Genomic DNA, 16,334 nt, shown 5'->3' with positions numbered 1-16,334 from the left:
GTCATTCTCCTCGCGGATAGCGTTTGGATTCCTCGAGATTGTCGAGGTTCATGTGGTTGCGCATGTAGCGTTCGGATGCCTTCTGCAGCGGCTGGTGATCCCATGGATAATAGGCGCCGTTGCGCAGCGCCTCGTAGACCACCCAGCGCCGCGCCTGGCTCTCGCGCACGGCAGAATCGAAGGCCGCCATGTCCCAGCGCGCTTCGCGCATCTGGCGGAAGGCGTCCAACGTCGCCCGGATCACCGGATTGTCGGAGGTCGCAAGATTGGTCAGCTCGTGCGGATCGGCTTCGAGGTCGTAAAGCTGTTCCGGGTCGAGTTCGCAGTGGATGTATTTCCACTTGCCCTCGCGGATACCGACGAGCGGTGCATAGGAAGCCTCCGCCGCATATTCCATCAGCACCGGCGTCGTGCGCTCCGCGCCGTTGATCACGGGAAGCAGGCTTTCCCCGTCCGTCCAGGGCATCACCTCGTCCATGGAGATGCCGGCGAGGTCGCACAGCGTCGGCGTCACGTCGAGATTGGAGGTGGGGGCAAGGTGCAGGCCGGGCGTCACGCCGGGACCTGATATCATGAGCGGCACGCGGGCCGAACCCTCGAAGAAGTTCATCTTGAACCACAGGCCGCGCTCGCCGAGCATGTCGCCATGGTCGGAGCAGAACAGGATCAGCGTCTCGTCCAGCATGCGCGTGCGCGTCAGCGTGTCGACAAGCTCGCCGACCTTCTCGTCGAGATAGGAGATATTGGCGAAATAGGCCTGCCGCGAGCGGCGCACGTCCTCGCCGCTGATCGCGAATTTGGCGTAGTCGCAGGAATGCAGGATGCGGGCGGAATGCGGGTCCGGTTCCTCCAGCATGTCCACCGCAGGCATCAGGTGCGCGCAGTCCTCGTAGAGGTCCCAGAACTTCCGCCGCGCCACATAGGGGTCGTGCGGATGGGTGAAGGAGACGGTGAGGCACCAGGGCCGGCGGTACTGGTCGTCGTTCTCGCGAGAGAGCTGGTAGAGCTTCTGGTTCGCGAGGAAGGCGACTTCGTCGTCATATTCCATCTGGTTGGTGATCTCGGCGACGCCTGCGCCCGTCACCGAACCCATATTGTGATACCACCAGTCGATGCGCTCGCCCGGCTTGCGGTAATCAGGCGTCCAGCCGAAATCGGCCGGGTAGATGTCCGTCGTCAGCCGCTCCTCGAAGCCGTGAAGCTGGTCCGGCCCGACGAAATGCATTTTCCCCGACAGCGCCGTGTAGTAGCCGGCGCGGCGCAGGTGATGCGCGAAGGTGGGGATGGAGGAGATATACTCCGCCGCATTGTCGTAGACCTGCGTGCGGCTCGGCAGCTGGCCGGCCATGAAGGAGGCGCGGGCAGGGGCGCAGAGCGGTGAGGAGGTGTAGTTGTTGCGGAACCGCGCCGAGCGCGCGGCGAGCGCCTTCATGTGCGGCGCATGCAGCCAGTCCGCCGGCCCGTCCGGGAAGAAGGTCCCGTTGAGCTGGTCGACCATGACGATCAGGATGTTCGGCTTGCTGGCGGTCACGGGCTGGTCCTTAAATGAATGAGCAATATCCGGAATCTCTAGCGCGCCTGTGTGACGGATGGTCGTCGGCCAGCGCCGGTGGAAGCGGGGTCTGCGACAGCGGCAAGCTGGGCATTGAGATAGCCCTCCGTCAGCGCGATGGAGGACTCGATGCTGACTGGCGCCGATTTCAGCCCCTGCCGCAGGTAGAGCCCGTCGATCATCGCCGCCGCCCCGTCCGCGATCTCGCCGGCGCGCCCGTCCGGGCAAAGCTGCCGGAGGCTGGCAAGCAGGTTGGAATTCAGCCGCCGCGCATAAACGACGAGCAGCCGCCGGACCGCTTCCGAACGCTGCGCCTCCGAATAGAAGGCAAGCCACGCGGCCACCGTCTCCGGCGCGAACTGGTGCGCCTGGAAGTTGACGCGGATGACTGCCGAAAGCCGCTCGCGCGGCGTCGAGGCCTCCCGCAAGGCCGAAACCGTATCCGCCCGCAACGTGCGCAGGAGGCTGCGGATCGTCTCGATGACGAGCTGTTCCTTGGAGCCGAAATAGTGATGTGCAAGGGCAGGCGAAACGCCGGCATGGCGGGCGATTTCAGACATGGTCACGGTCAGCGAGCCATGGTCCCCGACCGCCCGCAGCGTCGCGTCCACCAGCGCCTTGCGCCGCACCGGCTCCATCCCAACCTTCGGCATGTCGTCCCCCTGATTTATATCAAGGATATTTTTAATTGAGTGATCAATCAATAAAAATCTAACGCCGCGAAGGCGTCGCAATCGCCTGTCGCAAAAGCAATTCGTTCTGTGCTAGGCTGACTTTGTTTTCATTCATTTTTCGAGGTGCATCATGGTCCTCTCCCCCGGAATGAACCCTCTCTCCGAAGTGCGTGCGAAATGGGGCTGGTTCGTCGCTCTCGGCGTCGTCCTGCTCGTCTTTGGCGGCATTGCCGCCGCCAATCTGTTCATGGCGACGGTCGCCTCGGTCTATTATGTCGGCATGCTGATGATCGTCGGCGGTGCGGTGCATCTCGCTCATGCCTTTCAGGTCAAGGCCTGGCGGGAGACGATCTCCTGGGCGCTGAGCGCGCTCCTCTACCTCGCGGCCGGCGTGCTGGCCTTCGTCAATCCGGTGTTGACCTCGGCCGTGCTGACCCTTCTGATGGCGGCCGCGCTCCTGGTTGCCGGCGTCTTCCGCATCTTCGCGGCCTGGCGCGTGCGGCCGGAAAGCGGCTGGGGCTGGCTGATGGCGGGCGGCGTGGTCACCACGCTCGCCGGCATCGTCTTCATCCTCGGCTGGCCGGTCAACAGCCTCTGGCTGCTCGGCCTCTTCCTCGCCTTCGACCTTGCCATGCAGGGCTGGGCGCTCATCGCCTTCGGCCTCGCGCTGCGCAAGTAGGCATCCCGCCCTTCAGCTGGCGGAGCGGTTTGACAGCCGCCCCGCCAGCGCCTAGAAATTTCGTGTGGGATGGGGATGGAGCTCCCCGACAACTGCCGTTCACCGGCTGATAGCTCCTGCCAGACCGGCCAGCGATGGCCGTCGACGGCGGGAGCGTTTCTGGCGACCGCCCGAGGGCGGTTTTTTGTTGTCCGCAAACCGAACGCAGACTTTGAGGCAACGGGCATGAACTATCTGATCGTCTTTCTCGGCGCGGGCATCGGCGGGGCCGGGCGGCATGGGGTGAACGTGCTTGCGGCGCGACTGGTCGGGACGGCCTTTCCGGCAGGCACGCTGGTCATCAATGTGCTGGGCTGCCTGCTGATGGGGCTGATCGCCGGCTTCTTCGCCTTTCGCGGCCACCTGCCGCAGGAGGCGCGGCTGTTCCTGACGACGGGTGTCCTCGGCGGCTTCACCACCTTTTCCGCCTTTTCGCTGGATGCGGCGCTGCTCTGGGAGCGCGGCGAGGCGGGGCTGGCGGCGATTTATGTCGGGGCTTCCGTAATTTTTTCGCTCATCGCCGTGGCGGCCGGACTTGCACTGGCGCGCGCGATGCTCGCAGGAGGTGCAGTGTGAGAGGGCTTCTGACGTCCTGGCAGGTCTGGGCGCTCGGCTCCGCCGTCTTCGCGGCGCTCACCGCCATCTTCGCCAAGATCGGCATCGCCGAGGTCAATTCCGACTTCGCGACCTTCATCCGCACGGTCGTCATCCTCCTTGCCATCACGCTCATGCTGACGCTCGCCGGCAACTGGCAGGCGCCCGGCTCGGTGCCGATGAAGAGCTGGATTTTCCTCATTCTCTCGGGTTTGGCGACCGGCGCATCGTGGCTCTGCTATTTCCGGGCGCTGCAAATCGGCAAGGCTGCGCAGGTCGCGCCGGTCGACAAGCTGAGCGTCGTGCTCGTCGCCGTCTTCGCCGTTCTCTTCCTCGGCGAGCAGCTTTCGACCGCCCACTGGATCGCGGTCGTGATGATCGGCGGCGGGGCCTTGCTGCTGGCGCTTCCAATATGAGCGTGTTCTTTTTCAACTCCTTGTAGTTATTGAACTTTCATGAAATTGTCATACTGAGGAAACGGATTCTTCAGGGATACGGGCGGAGACTTCGCGGCATCGTTCACGCCCCGGAGCCACGCATGTCCGCCGCCGAATTGCTAGCCCTTCGACGCTTCGGCGATGGCGAGATCGTCACGCTCGCCAAGCTGGTGATCGAGACTGCATTCCAGCCCATCGTGGAAACGGCCACCGGTGCGGTCTTCGGCTACGAGTCGCTGATGCGCGGCTTCGACCGCCTCGGCTTCCGCTCCCCGCTCGACCTGATCGACCGGGCGTATGAGGCGGGCCAGCTCATGGCGCTCGAGCACATGGTCAACAGCCGCGCCATTGCCGCCTTCGCCGCCCTGCCGGATTTCCGCTCGCGCACGCTCTTCATCAATCTCGATTCCCGCCTCGTGCCTGAGGGCGCCGATCTCGTCGAGCGCCTCGTCGGGCACCTCAACCGCGCCGGCATTCCGGCCTCCTCGATCTGCTTCGAGATTTCCGAGCGTTTCGACAACGATACGCTGCCCGATTTCGCCATCCTCGTGCGCAAGCTGCGCCTTGCCGGCTTCAAGCTGGCCATCGATGATTTCGGCGTCGGCCATAACGGCCTGAAACTGCTCTGCGATCACCCGGTCGACTATCTCAAGATCGACCGCCATTTCATCTCCGGCATGGAGGCGGATGCGCGCAAGCGCCATCTGGTGCGCAACACCGTCAACGCCGCCCATGTTCTCGGCATCCGCGTCATCGCGGAGGGCGTGGAGACCGAGGCGGAGTTCGTCGCCTGCCGCGAGGCGGGCTGCGATCTCGTTCAGGGTTGGTTCGTCTCGCGTCCGGTCACGGATTTCTCGGCGCTGAGCCCCGTCTATGCGCAGGTTACCCGCGCCGGCGGCACGCGCCGCAATTCCCGCACGCTCGACAGCATCCTCATCCGCCGTGAGATCGAGCATGTCGCGGTGCTGCGCGAGAACGAGAGCCTGGAATCGGTCTTCGAGTTCTTCCGCCGCGACCCCAAGCGCACCTTCTTCCCGGTGCTGAACGCCAATGACGAGCCGCGTGGCATCCTGCACGAATATCACGTCAAGGAACTGAGCTATCACCCGTTCGGCCGCGATCTCCTGAAGAACAGGCTCTACCAGAAGAGCCTGTCGCACTTCGTCACCGCCGCGCCCATCGCCGATCTCGATACGCCAGCCGAGCAGCTGCTCGACGTCTTCACGGGCATGGGCGGCAACGAATGCGTGATCCTGACGGAGAACATGCGCTATGCCGGCATCCTTTCGGCCTCGTCGCTCCTGAAGATCATCAACGAGAAGCGGCTGAAGACGGCGGAAGACCAGAATCCGTTGACCGGCCTTCCCGGCAACCGCTCGATCCGCGACTATCTGCAGGACAAGGCGCTCGACGGCGACCAGCTCCGGTGCCTGTGCTATTTCGACTTCGACAATTTCAAGCCGTTCAACGATCACTACGGCTTCCACAAGGGTGACCTTGCGATCTCGCTCTTCGCCTCGCTGCTGCGCCGCGAATTCGTCGGCGAGGATGTCTTCGTCGGCCATGTCGGCGGCGACGATTTCTTCGCCGGCATCTGCGGCCGGCCGGTCGAGGCTGTGCGGGAAACGTTGGAGCGGTTGCTTGCCGATTTCGCCCGCGAGGTGCGCTCGCTCTATTCGCCGGAGGATCGGCTCATCGGTGAGATCCGCGGCCACGACCGGGCGGGCAATGCCACAAGCTTTCCATTGATGCGCTGCTCGGCCGTAGTGCTCGTCGTGCCGCTCGGCGACATGATCGGCGAGGCGGCGCAGATCAGCAGCCGCATCGCCGCGCTCAAGGCCGCCGCCAAGGGCAGCGATGCCGGCCTCATCCTCTCCTCCACGCTGGAGTGACGATTCAACTTTCCTCCGGAACCGATTCAAAAGAAACACGCTTTGGGCTAGAACCGTCGAATTGAAGTTCTACGTGAAGCGCGGGAAGGAAAGCCATGTCAGTTCCATCGACCATGTCCTATGTCGGGCTCAGCGAGCATGGCGGCCCTGACAATCTGGCGGTGACGGAGGGCAGGACCCCTGAGCCGCGCGCCGGTGAAATCCTCGTGCGCGTCGAGGCGGCTGGCATCAACCGGCCGGACGTCCTCCAGCGCAAGGGCGAATATCCGCCGCCGCCCGATGCCAGCCCCATCCTCGGCCTCGAGATTGCCGGTGAGGTGGTCGCGCTCGGCGAGGGCGTCACCGGCCATGCGCTCGGCGACAGGGTCTGCGCGCTCGCCAATGGCGGCGGCTATGCGCAATATTGCGCGGTGCCGGCTTCACAGGCGCTGCCCTTCCCGAAGGGGTTCGACGCCGTGAAGGCGGCGGCGCTGCCCGAGACTTTCTTCACCGTCTGGGCGAACCTCTTCATGATGGCGGAGCTGAAGGCCGGCGAAAGCGTGCTCATCCACGGCGGCTCCAGCGGCATTGGCACGACGGCGATCCAGCTTGCTGCCGCCCTCGGCGCGCGCGTCTTCGCGACGGCGGGCTCTGAGGAGAAGTGCAAGGCCTGCCTCGACCTCGGCGCGAGCCGCGCCATCAACTACCGCAGCGAGGACTTCGCCGCCGTCATCGCTGAGGAGACGGGCAAGGCCGGCGTCGATGTCGTCCTCGACATGATCGGCGCGGCCTATTTCGAGCGGAATCTGAAGTCGCTCGGCCGCGACGGGCGCCTGTCGATCATCGCCTTCCTCGGCGGGGCGGTGGTGGAGCGGGTGAACCTCGCCCCCATCATGCTCAAGCGCCTGCGGGTGATGGGCTCGGCCATGCGCCCGCGCACGGCGGCGGAAAAGCGGGCGATCCGCGACGAACTGCTGGAAAAGGTCTGGCCGCTGCTGGAGGAGGGGCGCGTTGCCCCGGTCATCCATGCCGTCATGCCCTATGGCGAGGCCGCCGCCGCCCATCGCATGATGGAAGAGGGCGACCATATCGGCAAGATCGTGCTGACCTTCGGCTGAGCCGGATCAGCCGCCCTCATGCGGCAGGCGGAGGGCGAAGAGGATCGCGACGGCTGCGGGAAGCGCCAGCAGCCCGTAGAGCCAGTGCGCCGCCGTCAGCGCGCCCGCAACGCCGCCCGGATGAAGCAGACCCGTCGAATTGACGATGATGCCGGCAAGGGCCGCGCCGAAGGCGGCGCCCAGCGCCTGCATGGTGGTGATCGCCGCCGAGGCCTTGTCCGTCTCGCCGGCCGGCGCAAGATGCAGGACGTGGGTCACGAGATGCGCCCAGCCCATGCCGATGCCGAAACCCATGAGGAAGATGAAGAGGGTGGCGGTCGCCAGCACCAGGAACTCGCTTTCGGGATTGTGCCGGGCGAGCGCGAAGATCAGCATGGCCGTCGCCAACGCCTCCACCGCCGCGCCCGCGACGATCACCCGGTTGGCGCTCCGGCCCTTGAGCCGCGCGGTGGTGAAGGCCGCCGTCGTCCAGCCGAGCGCCAGGAGCGCTACGAGATAGCCCGAGACGATGGGCGTGACGCCGTGCAGCACCTGCAGGAAATAGGGAATGTAGATATCCGAGCAGATCGTCACCAGCAGCATCAGCATGATGAGGTAGACGCGGGCGAGCGGCGAGGCGAGGCGGATCGTGCCGGCGGGCAGCAGCCGCGCCTCCGCCCGCCGCTCGATGGCGACGGTGGCGACGACGCCGGCAACCGCGGCGACCGCGAGGAGGGCGCGCAGCGCTTCGCCGGTCACTGAGCTTGCGAGCGAAAGCACGAGCACGGCCGCCACCAGCAGGAGGATCTGCGCGAAGGGCGTTTTCGTCGTCACCCGCTCGCCTTCGCCAGACGGCAGCAGCTTCGGCGCGGCGAGCGCCATCACGATCGACAGCGGCACGAGCAGCGCGAAGGCCTCGCGCCAGGCGCTGCCGGCGGCAAAGATGCCGCCGATGGTGGGACCGAGGAAGGTCGCGATGCCCCAGACGGCGGCATAGAGCGTCGAGGCGCTGCTCCACAGCGGCTCGGGATAGACGAAGCGGATGAAGGCATAGCCGAGCGCGACGAGGAAGCCCGCGCCGAGCCCCTGGACGGCGCGCCCGACGAGCACCGTCTCCATGGTCGGCGCGATGGCGCAGACGAGGCTGCCGATGCCGAACAGCACTGCGCCTGCGACATAGCAGCGGTTCAGCGTCACGCGTTCCGGCCGGACGGCGACGAAGGTGGAGCCGAGCACCGACGCCGCGACATAGATCGTCGTCGCCCAGGCGAAGAGCGAAAGGCCGCCGATGTCGCGCACGATGGAGGGCATCAGCGTCGCGGTGATGTAGGTTTCCACCGCATGCAGCATGATGCCGCCGCCGAGCATCAATGTCCCGAACAGGCTGGCGCGGCGGAAGAGGCTGGAAAGCCGCGGCGCGGCTTCCTTCGGGGTGACGACGCTATCGGACATGGAATGCGGCCTTGCGATGCAAAAAGAGGTTGAGGCAGAGGTGGCACGGCCCAAACTGTAGTTCAAGCCGTGACTTTTCACTGAAACGGGGTGGCGAAAGGCGCTCTTACGGGTTCCATTCACCGGCGATCTGTCGCGTCGCGACATTGAAGCGGTTCCACACATTGATCGCGGCGATCTCCACGACGAGGGCGGCGAGGGCCTTTTCGTCATAGTGGCGGGCGGCCTCGTTCCAGATCGCGTCCGGAACCGGCTCCTCGCGATCGGCGATGCGCGTCAGCGCCTCGGTCAGCGCCAGCGCGGCGCGTTCCGCATCCGTATAGAACGGAGCTTCGCGCCAGGCGGCGACGGAAAGGATGCGCCGGTCCGTCTCGCCGGCCTTCTTCATCATGCGCGGGTGAAGATCGACGCAGAAGCCGCAGCCGTTGATCTGGCTGGCGCGCAGATGGACGAGATGGGCGGTCTTTTCCGGCAGGCCGGATGTCTGTGCGGCACCCTGCAGCGCCTGCATGGCGGTCATGACATCGGGGAGAACGGTAACGATGTTGTTCATACGGGATTGCATTTTGTTGCTCCTTGCAATGATTTTCGCGTCGACGGTTGCGAGCCCTGTCACACCGGTGCGGCTTCGTTCGTCATGGCCATGACGCCGCTGGACGAAGGAGTGTGACCGATGAGCGAGAAAAAATTCTGGGCCGAGCGTTTCGAGGCCGAACGGGGGCGTCTCGGCGCCGTCGCCTACCGCATGCTGGGCTCGCGCGCGGAGGCCGAGGATGCGGTGCAGGAGGCCTGGCTGCGCCTGCAGCGCGCGGGCGAGGGCATCGATAATCCGTCCGGCTGGCTGACCACGGTCGTCGGCCGCATCTGCCTCGACATGCTGCGCGCCCGCGGCAGGCGCCGCGAAGATCCGATCGATGGCGACGAGGGAGAGATGCAGCATGCCGATCCGGCCGCGAGCGCCGATGAGCAGGCGGCGCTGGCCGATAGCGTCGGCCTTGCCCTTCTCGTTGTGCTGGAGCGCCTGACACCTGCCGAGCGCCTCGCCTTCGTGCTGCACGACATGTTCGATGTGCCCTTCGAGGAGATCGGCCGCATCGTGGATCGTTCGCCCGTCGCCACCCGCCAGCTCGCAAGCCGCGCCCGTCGCCGCGTGCAGGGCCTGCCGGAAACGCCGTCGGCCGATTACGAGCGCCGCAAGGGCGTCGTCGCCGCCTTCCTCGCCGCCTCGCGCGACGGCGATTTCTCGGGCCTGCTCGCGGTGCTCGACCCGGAAGTCGTCTTCCATGCGGATGCCGATGCGGTGCGGCTCGGTTCGCTGGCCGAGATCACCGGCGCGCAGGCCGTCGCCACCACCTTCAAGGGCAAGGCGACCGCCGCGAGGCTCGCGCTCATCGACGGCGCTCTCGGCCTTGCCGTCATTCTCGGTGGCCAGCTCAAGGTGGTCGTGCTCATGGAAGTGGAGGGCGACCGGATCGTCGAGATCGAATCGATCGCGGACCCGGCGCGGATCGCCGCCATGGAGGTGGCGTATCTTTGATGCCGCAAGCCGGCGGCGTCAGGCCGCCGGCTCGAACCGGAGGATTCCGGCGACCCGCGGGCCGGCGCCGGAATCCGAAGGATGGGAAACGCCGTCCATCACCTCCACAGCCGCGAAGTCGAAAGGGCTGATGCCTTCGATGCAGGCGACGTTGATGCCGAACTGGTTCGGGTTGGAGCGGCGCTGGTGGTGGGTGTAGATGCCGCAGGTCCTGCAGAAGTAGTGTTTCGCCGTTCCGGTGTTGAACTGGTAGAGCGTCAGGTTGTCTTCGCCCTGCTCGAATTCGATATCCGCGAGCGCTGCGGAGGCGGCAATCGCGCCGCGCATGCGACAGTAGGAACAGGAGCAGCGGCGGACCGTGTTGAATTCGTCCGTCAGCCGCACGCGGAACCGGACGGTGCCGCAGTGACAGGCCGCCGTGTGCTGTTTTCTCTCGTCGCTCATGGCTGCCTTTCGCTCCTGCCTCAACCGTGTTGCGGCTTACAATCGGTTGATGACGCCGGCATGTCCAGCGCCCGCTAGATCCCGATCCGCCCGATCGCCGGTATCTTGATCGCCGGCCGCGCCAGATCGACACCGGCGACGAGGCCCATGATATGCAGCTCCAGCCCCGAGCGAACGCCGGCCGAGATGCCGAGGAGGCCGTAGAGCGTCGCATGCACGTCCCGGCCGTCGGCATCGATGGCGAAGAGCCTGCCTTCCGGCAGGTAATCGCGCCCCACGGCATCGGGCGGCAGGACGACGCCCAGTTCCGGCACGGAGCGCAGCACATGGGCGACGAAGGTGTTGGAGTTCGGTCCCGGCCAGATGCGGTAGGCGCCGGGCTTCGAATAGGGATAGGCGGTAATTGCCTTTTCGATCTTCGGGATCAGCCGGGCCGCTTCCTCGCCGCTGACGCTGACCACCACGCGTGGCGTGTTGGAGTACCAGTAGGCATCGGGCACATAGGCGTTCTTGCGCACCGGCGTGCCCCAGCCCACCTTGTCGTAGCGGTTGTAGGCCAGGGCGTTCGCTTCCTTGGTGACGATCCAGGCGTGGCTCGCCACCGCTCCCTTCATGCCGCCCGTCGCGGCGGAGAAGATGTGGATGGTCGCCTGCGGAGCGTCCCTCGGCTTCGGCAGGATGCCGGCGGAGGACCAGTCCGCCTCCCGCCAGTTCGCCGGCCGGTCCTTGATGTACCAGTAGCCCGCCGCGCCGAGCGCCGGCATGAGATAGATCACGAGAAAGAGGACAAGGACGTTCCTCAGCAATTTCATGGGCGGCTCCGAAACCGAGTGGGCAGGATCGTGAATTTCGGATAATACCGCAGCGGAAATCGGAAATTTGAGGGCACGATCATGGCAAACCCCGTCCTTGTCGAAGTCACGCGCGGCGATCTCGTCGAAAGCCGCCATCGCGGCATGGTCGTCGTCGTGGACGGCGATGGCAAGGTGGTGTTCTCGCAGGGCGATATCGATGCCGGCGTCTTCCCGCGCTCGTCCTGCAAGGCCATGCAGGCTTTGCCGCTGATCGAGAGCGGCGCGGCGGACGCCCATGTCTTCGGCAACAGGGAACTGGCGCTGGCCTGTTCCTCGCATAGCGGCGAGCCGGCGCATGTGCGCCTTGCCGGTACCATGCTCGCCGCCGCGGGCGTGGATGAAAGCGTGCTCGAATGCGGCTCGCACTGGTCCTTCGAGCAGCCGGTCCTCATCAATCAGGCGCGCCTTCTCGATCATCCGACGGCGCTGCACAACAATTGCTCCGGCAAGCATGCCGGCTTCGTCTGCGCCGCCTGCCACACCGGCAAGGACCTCGAAGGCTATGTCCGCTACGAGCATCCCGTGCAGGCCGAGATCCGCGGCGTCATGGAGAGCCTGACAGGCGCGGCGCTCGCGGTTGATAATTGCGGCACCGACGGCTGCTCGATCCCGACCTATGCCGTGCCGCTGAAGAGCCTCGCCCACGGCTTCGCGAAGATGGCGACCGGCGTCGGCCTCGCCCCTGTGCGCGCGAAGGCCTCGCGCCGCCTGATCGATGCCTGCATGGCCGAACCCTTCTACGTCGCCGGCACGCGCAGGGCCTGCACCCGCCTGATGGAGGCCGCGCCCGGGCGCATCTTCGCCAAGACCGGCGCCGAGGGCGTCTTCTGCGCCGCCATCCCGGAAAAGGGCATCGCCATCGCCCTCAAATGCGACGACGGCACGACGCGTGCCGCGGAGAGCATGGTCGCGGCCACGCTCGCCCGCTTCTTCACCGAAGAGCCGACCGTCCATACGGCGCTGATGGCCATGGCCAACCGCTCCATGTCCAACTGGAACGGCATCCACGTCGGCGACATCCGCGTGACGGACGCGTTCGCAGCCTGATCAGGCCTCGGTGATATCCAGCCCCAGCTCCCGGTAGGGCGCCAACGTCTCCGGCTCTATGCCGCTAGGCATGATGAGGCCGGTGGCGGCGGTGAGGGGCATGATCTTCCAGGGCGAGGCGCTGCCGATTTTCTCCCGCGTCAGCAATATCCAGGTCGCGGCGGCGTTTTCGGCGATGGCGCGCTTGGTAGCGGCTTCCTCCATGTCGCCGGTGGTGAGGCCGTGCGTGGGATGGGCGGCCGTGACGCCCATGAAGTAGAGATCCGCCTTCAATCCCCTGATCGCATCGAGCGCCATGGCGCCGGTCGTAACCATGGAATGCTTGTAGAGCCGGCCGCCGACGAGCACGACCTCGGCGGTCGGGTGGCGTTCCAGTTCGCAGGCGATCGTCGGGCTGTGCGTGACGACCGTGAAGGCGAAGGTGCGGGGCAGCGCCCGGGCGAGCGCCGCGGTCGTCGTGCCGCCGTCGAGGAAGATCACCTGTCCCGGCTCCACCATCGCCGCCGCCCGTGCCCCGAGGGCTGCCTTCTCGTCCGTCGCGACCGATTGGCGCGCAGCGAAATCCGGCAGCAGCGGGGAGAGCGGCAGCGCCCCGCCATGCACCCGTTTCAGCAGGCCTTCCGCCGCCATTTCCCGCAGGTCCCGCCGGATCGTGTCTTCCGAAAGACCCAGCTCAGCCGCCAGCGTTTTGGCGACGATCTCCCCATCCTGCATGAGGCGCCGGGTGATCAGGGCCTTTCTCTGGCTTGTCAGCATAATGCACGCTCCGTCTTGACTCTGCGCGAAAGTACACGAATTTTCGGAAAATATCCAGAATATTCCGGATATTTCGTGCATCCATTGTAAGGAGTCAAACGATGCTGATCCTGATTGCCGGTCCCTATCGCTCGGGCACCGGAGACGATCCCGTAAAGATGGCGGAGAACCTGAAGCGGCTTGAAGCGCCGTCCCATGCGCTGTTCAAGGCCGGCCATGTGCCGATGATCGGCGAATGGGTGGCGCTGCCCGTATGGAATGCCGCGGGCGGAAAGGCCGTGGGCGATGCCCTCTACGAGGAGATTTTCCATCCCGTGGCCCATCGCCTGCTGGCGCTGTGCGAGGGCGTGCTGCGCCTGCCGGGTGATTCCAAGGGGGCGGATAATGACGTGCGCATCGCCCGGGAACGGGGCATTCCGGTCTGGTATCGGCTGGAGGATGTGCCGGGCTGCGTGGCGGCCGCATAATTTTTTGCAAGTCCCTTGTCGGGATGAGGCGGCCCGTTACGTCCTTGTGGCATGACGGGTCGATCCGCCGCCGGCGGGCCCCGCATCCAACAAACTCTGGAGGACTTCCATGCGCATGATTTTCGTCAACCTGCCGGTCAAGGACCTGCCGGCAACCCGCCGCTTCTTCAACGCGCTGGGCTTCACCTTCAACGAGCAGTTCAGCGACGACACGGCGGCCTGCATGGTGGTGGACGAGAATGTCTTCGTCATGCACCTGACGGAGGAGAAGTTCGCGCAGTTCGTGACCGGCAAGGTCGGCGATCCGGAGCAACAGACGCAGGTGCTGACCTGCTTTTCCGCCGTCAGCCGCCAGGAAGTCGATGACTTCAAGGCCAAGGCGCTCGCCGCCGGCGGGCGCGAATGGAAGCCGAATATCGAATTCGGCCCGATGTACGGCTGCTCCTTCCAGGACATCAACGGCAATGTCTGGGAGTTCATGCATATGGACCAGTCGGGCGGCTGATCGACGGCGCCTTCAGTCGCGCATCTTGCGCAGCTTCGCCGGGGCCTTGAAATGCCAGGCCTCGGCAAGCCGGCGGCGCAGGTCCTCATCGTCGATCGCCGCGGCGCGAATGAGAAGGGCCGGCCAGCCTCTATAGTGATCGGTTTCGTAATAGGTGCCGGGCGCCATCTCGATCAGGCGCTCCTTCTCGTCCATCGGCGCCATCAGCACCAGCGTTCCGGCGTCCTTGACGCGCACGAAGAGCTTGCCGCCCGCCTTGAGCGCGGGCGTGCCGTAGGATGTGCCGGCCTCGACGCCCGGCAGGTCTTCGCAGAGCCGTTGAAGACGGGCGAACAGCAGATCCTTTTCATCCGGCATGAAAATCCTCCCCGACCAGCATAGACCGGGGAGGGCGGATGTTCGAGGGAGGATCAGGCGGGGCGACCGCGGCGGCAGGGGCCGGCCTCGGCCGGCATGCGGAACAGGCCGAACGGCAGGTCGCCGAGCCGGCGCGAATCCATGGCCTCGATTTCGGGATGGGCGAGCGGATCGCGCATCCAGACCGGTGCCTCCGTCGCGTCGATCTTCGCCAGAAGGGCGCCGGTAAGCCTGGAGAAAATCTTGAACATTGCCTTCTCCTCGCGGTTCGTTACGATTGAGTATGATTGATAATCGCGCTTTCGTTCTGGTTCCGCAATCGAGTAGTTCAAGAGAAGGATATAGGAAATCTATATGAAGAACCTCAACCGCGTGCACCTCAACGGCCTGCGGGCGCTGGAGGCGGTCGGCCGGCTCGGCTCGCTACAGGCGGCGGCGGAAGAGCTGGGCGTCACCGTCGGGGCGGTCAGCCAGCAGGTCATCAAGGCGGAGGAGCAGCTTGGCCGCACGATCTTCGAGCGCACCGCCCGGGGCATGCGCGAGACGGATTTCGGCGGGCCTTTCCTCGCGCGGCTTTCGGCCGGCTTCCGCCAGCTCTCCGAGGCCGTCGCCACCACGCGGCGGCGCGACGACGATATCCTGACGATCTCGGTGGCGCCGATCTTCGCCTCGCGCTGGCTCATCCACCGCATCGACCGTTTCAGCGCCGTCCATCCGGATATCGGCCTGCGCATCGAGGCGACGACGAATCTCGTCGACCTGGCGCGTTCGGATGTCGATCTCGGCATCCGCGTCGGGCCGGGCAACTGGCCGGACGTGACGGCGGAGTTCCTGATGCCGCAGGTGATGTTCCCGGTCTGCGCGCCGGCGCTGGCTGAGAGCCTGCGCGCGCCGCAGGACCTTGCCGAGCAGCCGGCCGTCATTGACGGGCACGACCCTTTCACCTGGGAGCGATGGCTGGAGGCGGCGGGGCTCGACGTGCCGCCGCCGCGGGCGCGGCACGTCTTTTCCGATGCCTCGCTCTGCCTCGATGCGGCCCTATCGGGGCAGGGGGTGCTACTTGCCTATCCGGTGCTCGCCTCCTGGGCGTTGAAGGAGGGCCGGCTCGTCGCGCCGTTCCCGATCCGGGTGGAAACCGGCATGGGCTATTACTTCGTCGCGGCCCCGGGGGTGCCGGAGCCGCGCAAGGTCTCGGCCTTCAAGCGCTGGCTGCGCGCGGCGATGGCGGAGGATGCGGACGGCTTTGCCGGCTCGATCATTCCGGCTCGGCCAGCCGCGCGGCCATCATCGCCTTGAAGGCCGGGCGCGCTTGGCAGGCCGCTAGCCACGCCTTGACATGCGGCGCCTCGTCGAAGAGCTGCGGCTGGCTCATCGCGTAGCGGAACACTTCGGCAAGGTTGAGGTCGGCCACGGTGAAGCGGCCGCCGACGACATGGCCGCTGGCGGCAAGATGCTGGTCGAGCCGCCGGAAGCTCTTCTTCAGCGCCTTGACGGCGCCGCGGATCGCAAGGCGGCCCTGCTCGCTCTCGGCCGCCTTGGCATCCATCGTCAGAACGATCTTCACCGCATGGGGCTCGACCTCGGTCGCCGCCCACATCGTCCATTGCAGCATCTCCGCCTCTTCCGTCAGCGTCTGACCGGAAAGCGGGCCGCCGTGCTTGCGGGCGAGGTAGAGGTTGATCGCCAGCGACTCGGTCATCACGAAGCCGCCGTCGTCCACGCAGGGAATAAGGCCGGTCGGGTTCACCGAGAGGAAATCCGGCGATTGCGTGTTGAGCGGGGCATCCGCCGCCGTGGGGTCGTCGATGCGCCGGGCCTGGATCACCGGCACGGAGGCGAAGGAAAGGCCGAGCTCGCCCGCCATCCAGTAGTTGCGCGAGGCGCGGGAGCGGTAGACGCCATAGATCGTCAGCATGAAATCCTCCTGAGCGGCCGTCCGGCTTTGCTGGAACGAGACGGGCGATGTCGTCAC

At 65.9% G+C, this 16,334-nt stretch carries 20 protein-coding genes and 1 riboswitch; of the genes, 10 read left to right on the top strand and 10 right to left on the bottom strand.

Annotated features, from left to right (window positions below; translation table 11 throughout):
- Nucleotide 1: 1 nt before the first annotated feature.
- Together betC and betI are read right to left on the bottom strand one after the other, a co-directional pair.
- Nucleotides 2-1,531: a choline-sulfatase gene (gene betC / locus ACZ48C_RS20550; protein WP_464783887.1), complete on the bottom strand. Its 1,530-nt coding sequence runs from the start codon at nucleotides 1,529-1,531 to the stop codon at nucleotides 2-4.
- Nucleotides 1,532-1,569: 38 nt separating this feature from the next.
- Nucleotides 1,570-2,205, bottom strand: coding sequence for a transcriptional regulator BetI (gene betI / locus ACZ48C_RS20545; protein ID WP_464783886.1), 636 nt, complete (start codon nucleotides 2,203-2,205; stop codon nucleotides 1,570-1,572).
- A gap of 151 nt (nucleotides 2,206-2,356) precedes the next feature.
- Between betI and ACZ48C_RS20540 the strand changes: the two genes are divergently transcribed.
- From ACZ48C_RS20540 to ACZ48C_RS20520, 5 genes are all read left to right on the top strand, one after another.
- On the top strand, nucleotides 2,357-2,905 hold the full coding sequence (locus ACZ48C_RS20540; RefSeq protein ID WP_119255537.1) for an HdeD family acid-resistance protein: 549 nt from the start codon (nucleotides 2,357-2,359) through the stop codon (nucleotides 2,903-2,905).
- Between the two features lie 62 nt (nucleotides 2,906-2,967).
- Nucleotides 2,968-3,031, top strand: a riboswitch (Fluoride riboswitch).
- 99 nt (nucleotides 3,032-3,130) lie between these two features.
- Nucleotides 3,131-3,520, top strand: coding sequence for a fluoride efflux transporter CrcB (gene crcB, locus ACZ48C_RS20535; RefSeq protein ID WP_318912711.1), 390 nt, complete (start codon nucleotides 3,131-3,133; stop codon nucleotides 3,518-3,520).
- On the top strand, nucleotides 3,517-3,954 hold the full coding sequence (locus ACZ48C_RS20530) for an EamA family transporter (RefSeq protein WP_464783885.1): 438 nt from the start codon (nucleotides 3,517-3,519) through the stop codon (nucleotides 3,952-3,954). The genes crcB and ACZ48C_RS20530 overlap by 4 nt, the downstream gene beginning before the upstream one ends.
- 122 nt (nucleotides 3,955-4,076) lie before the next feature.
- The gene (locus ACZ48C_RS20525; RefSeq protein WP_464783884.1) at nucleotides 4,077-5,867 is read left to right on the top strand and encodes an EAL domain-containing protein; all 1,791 of its coding nucleotides are present in this window, start codon (nucleotides 4,077-4,079) and stop codon (nucleotides 5,865-5,867) included.
- A gap of 95 nt (nucleotides 5,868-5,962) precedes the next feature.
- A complete protein-coding gene (locus tag ACZ48C_RS20520; protein WP_464783883.1) occupies nucleotides 5,963-6,964 on the top strand; it encodes an NAD(P)H-quinone oxidoreductase in 1,002 nt (333 codons plus the stop codon).
- 6 nt (nucleotides 6,965-6,970) lie between these two features.
- Here the strand turns inward: ACZ48C_RS20520 and ACZ48C_RS20515 are convergent, their stop codons facing one another.
- Both ACZ48C_RS20515 and ACZ48C_RS20510 read right to left on the bottom strand, forming a co-directional pair.
- Complete coding sequence (locus ACZ48C_RS20515; protein WP_464783882.1) at nucleotides 6,971-8,395, bottom strand: MFS transporter; 1,425 nt, start codon at nucleotides 8,393-8,395, stop codon at nucleotides 6,971-6,973.
- Nucleotides 8,396-8,501: 106 nt separating this feature from the next.
- Nucleotides 8,502-8,960 carry a carboxymuconolactone decarboxylase family protein gene (locus ACZ48C_RS20510; protein WP_424548103.1) on the bottom strand — a complete coding sequence of 153 codons (459 nt, stop codon included), beginning with the start codon at nucleotides 8,958-8,960 and terminating at the stop codon, nucleotides 8,502-8,504.
- A 108-nt stretch (nucleotides 8,961-9,068) separates the two neighbouring features.
- Here ACZ48C_RS20510 and ACZ48C_RS20505 point away from each other — a divergent pair, with 108 nt between their 5' ends.
- Entirely contained in the window at nucleotides 9,069-9,932 is an 864-nt protein-coding gene (locus tag ACZ48C_RS20505; RefSeq protein ID WP_318912705.1) for a sigma-70 family RNA polymerase sigma factor, read from the top strand.
- An 18-nt stretch (nucleotides 9,933-9,950) separates the two neighbouring features.
- Here ACZ48C_RS20505 and ACZ48C_RS20500 read toward each other — a convergent pair whose 3' ends face one another.
- Both ACZ48C_RS20500 and ACZ48C_RS20495 read right to left on the bottom strand, forming a co-directional pair.
- Complete coding sequence (locus tag ACZ48C_RS20500) at nucleotides 9,951-10,376, bottom strand: GFA family protein (protein ID WP_464783881.1); 426 nt, start codon at nucleotides 10,374-10,376, stop codon at nucleotides 9,951-9,953.
- A gap of 74 nt (nucleotides 10,377-10,450) precedes the next feature.
- Nucleotides 10,451-11,188 (bottom strand): DUF3750 domain-containing protein, encoded by a 738-nt coding sequence (locus ACZ48C_RS20495; RefSeq protein WP_464783880.1) that lies wholly within the window; start codon nucleotides 11,186-11,188, stop codon nucleotides 10,451-10,453.
- 81 nt (nucleotides 11,189-11,269) lie between these two features.
- Between ACZ48C_RS20495 and ACZ48C_RS20490 the strand changes: the two genes are divergently transcribed.
- The gene (locus tag ACZ48C_RS20490; protein WP_464783879.1) at nucleotides 11,270-12,277 is read left to right on the top strand and encodes an asparaginase; all 1,008 of its coding nucleotides are present in this window, start codon (nucleotides 11,270-11,272) and stop codon (nucleotides 12,275-12,277) included.
- Here ACZ48C_RS20490 and ACZ48C_RS20485 read toward each other — a convergent pair whose 3' ends face one another.
- A complete protein-coding gene (locus ACZ48C_RS20485; protein WP_464783878.1) occupies nucleotides 12,278-13,033 on the bottom strand; it encodes a DeoR/GlpR family DNA-binding transcription regulator in 756 nt (251 codons plus the stop codon). It lies immediately after the preceding gene.
- Nucleotides 13,034-13,134: 101 nt separating this feature from the next.
- On the opposite strand from ACZ48C_RS20485, the gene ACZ48C_RS20480 reads away from it, so the two are divergent.
- Together ACZ48C_RS20480 and ACZ48C_RS20475 are read left to right on the top strand one after the other, a co-directional pair.
- Nucleotides 13,135-13,500: a DUF4406 domain-containing protein gene (locus tag ACZ48C_RS20480; protein WP_464783877.1), complete on the top strand. Its 366-nt coding sequence runs from the start codon at nucleotides 13,135-13,137 to the stop codon at nucleotides 13,498-13,500.
- 109 nt (nucleotides 13,501-13,609) lie between these two features.
- Entirely contained in the window at nucleotides 13,610-14,005 is a 396-nt protein-coding gene (locus ACZ48C_RS20475) for a VOC family protein (protein WP_464783876.1), read from the top strand.
- Nucleotides 14,006-14,017: 12 nt separating this feature from the next.
- On the opposite strand, the gene ACZ48C_RS20470 is transcribed toward ACZ48C_RS20475, so the two are convergent.
- Both ACZ48C_RS20470 and ACZ48C_RS20465 read right to left on the bottom strand, forming a co-directional pair.
- On the bottom strand, nucleotides 14,018-14,362 hold the full coding sequence (locus ACZ48C_RS20470) for an MmcQ/YjbR family DNA-binding protein (RefSeq protein WP_424548109.1): 345 nt from the start codon (nucleotides 14,360-14,362) through the stop codon (nucleotides 14,018-14,020).
- Nucleotides 14,363-14,415: 53 nt separating this feature from the next.
- Nucleotides 14,416-14,613, bottom strand: coding sequence for a hypothetical protein (locus ACZ48C_RS20465; RefSeq protein ID WP_464783875.1), 198 nt, complete (start codon nucleotides 14,611-14,613; stop codon nucleotides 14,416-14,418).
- A gap of 103 nt (nucleotides 14,614-14,716) precedes the next feature.
- On the opposite strand from ACZ48C_RS20465, the gene ACZ48C_RS20460 reads away from it, so the two are divergent.
- Nucleotides 14,717-15,658, top strand: coding sequence for a LysR substrate-binding domain-containing protein (locus ACZ48C_RS20460; protein WP_464783874.1), 942 nt, complete (start codon nucleotides 14,717-14,719; stop codon nucleotides 15,656-15,658).
- Here the strand turns inward: ACZ48C_RS20460 and ACZ48C_RS20455 are convergent.
- Nucleotides 15,618-16,277 (bottom strand): glutathione S-transferase family protein, encoded by a 660-nt coding sequence (locus ACZ48C_RS20455; RefSeq protein ID WP_464783873.1) that lies wholly within the window; start codon nucleotides 16,275-16,277, stop codon nucleotides 15,618-15,620. The two genes, ACZ48C_RS20460 and ACZ48C_RS20455, sit on opposite strands and share 41 nt — an antisense overlap.
- Nucleotides 16,278-16,334: the final 57 nt, after the last annotated feature.

The organism is Shinella sp. 1A1 (assembly GCF_055379515.1).
Note: the sequence above shows the minus strand (reverse complement) of the source record. Positions and strands in the feature narration are given on the sequence as shown.

What these genes read in the sequence shown, in the direction of transcription:
- betI (WP_464783886.1), bottom strand. Translation starts at nt 2,205, where the DNA reads ATGCCGAAGGTTGGGATGGAGCCGGTGCGGCGCAAGGCGCTGGTGGAC.
- ACZ48C_RS20540 (WP_119255537.1), top strand. Translation starts at nt 2,357, where the DNA reads ATGGTCCTCTCCCCCGGAATGAACCCTCTCTCCGAAGTGCGTGCGAAA.
- crcB (WP_318912711.1), top strand. Translation starts at nt 3,131, where the DNA reads ATGAACTATCTGATCGTCTTTCTCGGCGCGGGCATCGGCGGGGCCGGG.
- ACZ48C_RS20525 (WP_464783884.1), top strand. Translation starts at nt 4,077, where the DNA reads ATGTCCGCCGCCGAATTGCTAGCCCTTCGACGCTTCGGCGATGGCGAG.
- ACZ48C_RS20520 (WP_464783883.1), top strand. Translation starts at nt 5,963, where the DNA reads ATGTCAGTTCCATCGACCATGTCCTATGTCGGGCTCAGCGAGCATGGC.
- ACZ48C_RS20515 (WP_464783882.1), bottom strand. Translation starts at nt 8,395, where the DNA reads ATGTCCGATAGCGTCGTCACCCCGAAGGAAGCCGCGCCGCGGCTTTCC.
- ACZ48C_RS20510 (WP_424548103.1), bottom strand. Translation starts at nt 8,960, where the DNA reads ATGCAATCCCGTATGAACAACATCGTTACCGTTCTCCCCGATGTCATG.
- ACZ48C_RS20505 (WP_318912705.1), top strand. Translation starts at nt 9,069, where the DNA reads ATGAGCGAGAAAAAATTCTGGGCCGAGCGTTTCGAGGCCGAACGGGGG.
- ACZ48C_RS20500 (WP_464783881.1), bottom strand. Translation starts at nt 10,376, where the DNA reads ATGAGCGACGAGAGAAAACAGCACACGGCGGCCTGTCACTGCGGCACC.
- ACZ48C_RS20495 (WP_464783880.1), bottom strand. Translation starts at nt 11,188, where the DNA reads ATGAAATTGCTGAGGAACGTCCTTGTCCTCTTTCTCGTGATCTATCTC.
- ACZ48C_RS20490 (WP_464783879.1), top strand. Translation starts at nt 11,270, where the DNA reads ATGGCAAACCCCGTCCTTGTCGAAGTCACGCGCGGCGATCTCGTCGAA.
- ACZ48C_RS20485 (WP_464783878.1), bottom strand. Translation starts at nt 13,033, where the DNA reads ATGCTGACAAGCCAGAGAAAGGCCCTGATCACCCGGCGCCTCATGCAG.
- ACZ48C_RS20480 (WP_464783877.1), top strand. Translation starts at nt 13,135, where the DNA reads ATGCTGATCCTGATTGCCGGTCCCTATCGCTCGGGCACCGGAGACGAT.
- ACZ48C_RS20475 (WP_464783876.1), top strand. Translation starts at nt 13,610, where the DNA reads ATGCGCATGATTTTCGTCAACCTGCCGGTCAAGGACCTGCCGGCAACC.
- ACZ48C_RS20470 (WP_424548109.1), bottom strand. Translation starts at nt 14,362, where the DNA reads ATGCCGGATGAAAAGGATCTGCTGTTCGCCCGTCTTCAACGGCTCTGC.
- ACZ48C_RS20465 (WP_464783875.1), bottom strand. Translation starts at nt 14,613, where the DNA reads ATGTTCAAGATTTTCTCCAGGCTTACCGGCGCCCTTCTGGCGAAGATC.
- ACZ48C_RS20460 (WP_464783874.1), top strand. Translation starts at nt 14,717, where the DNA reads ATGAAGAACCTCAACCGCGTGCACCTCAACGGCCTGCGGGCGCTGGAG.
- ACZ48C_RS20455 (WP_464783873.1), bottom strand. Translation starts at nt 16,277, where the DNA reads ATGCTGACGATCTATGGCGTCTACCGCTCCCGCGCCTCGCGCAACTAC.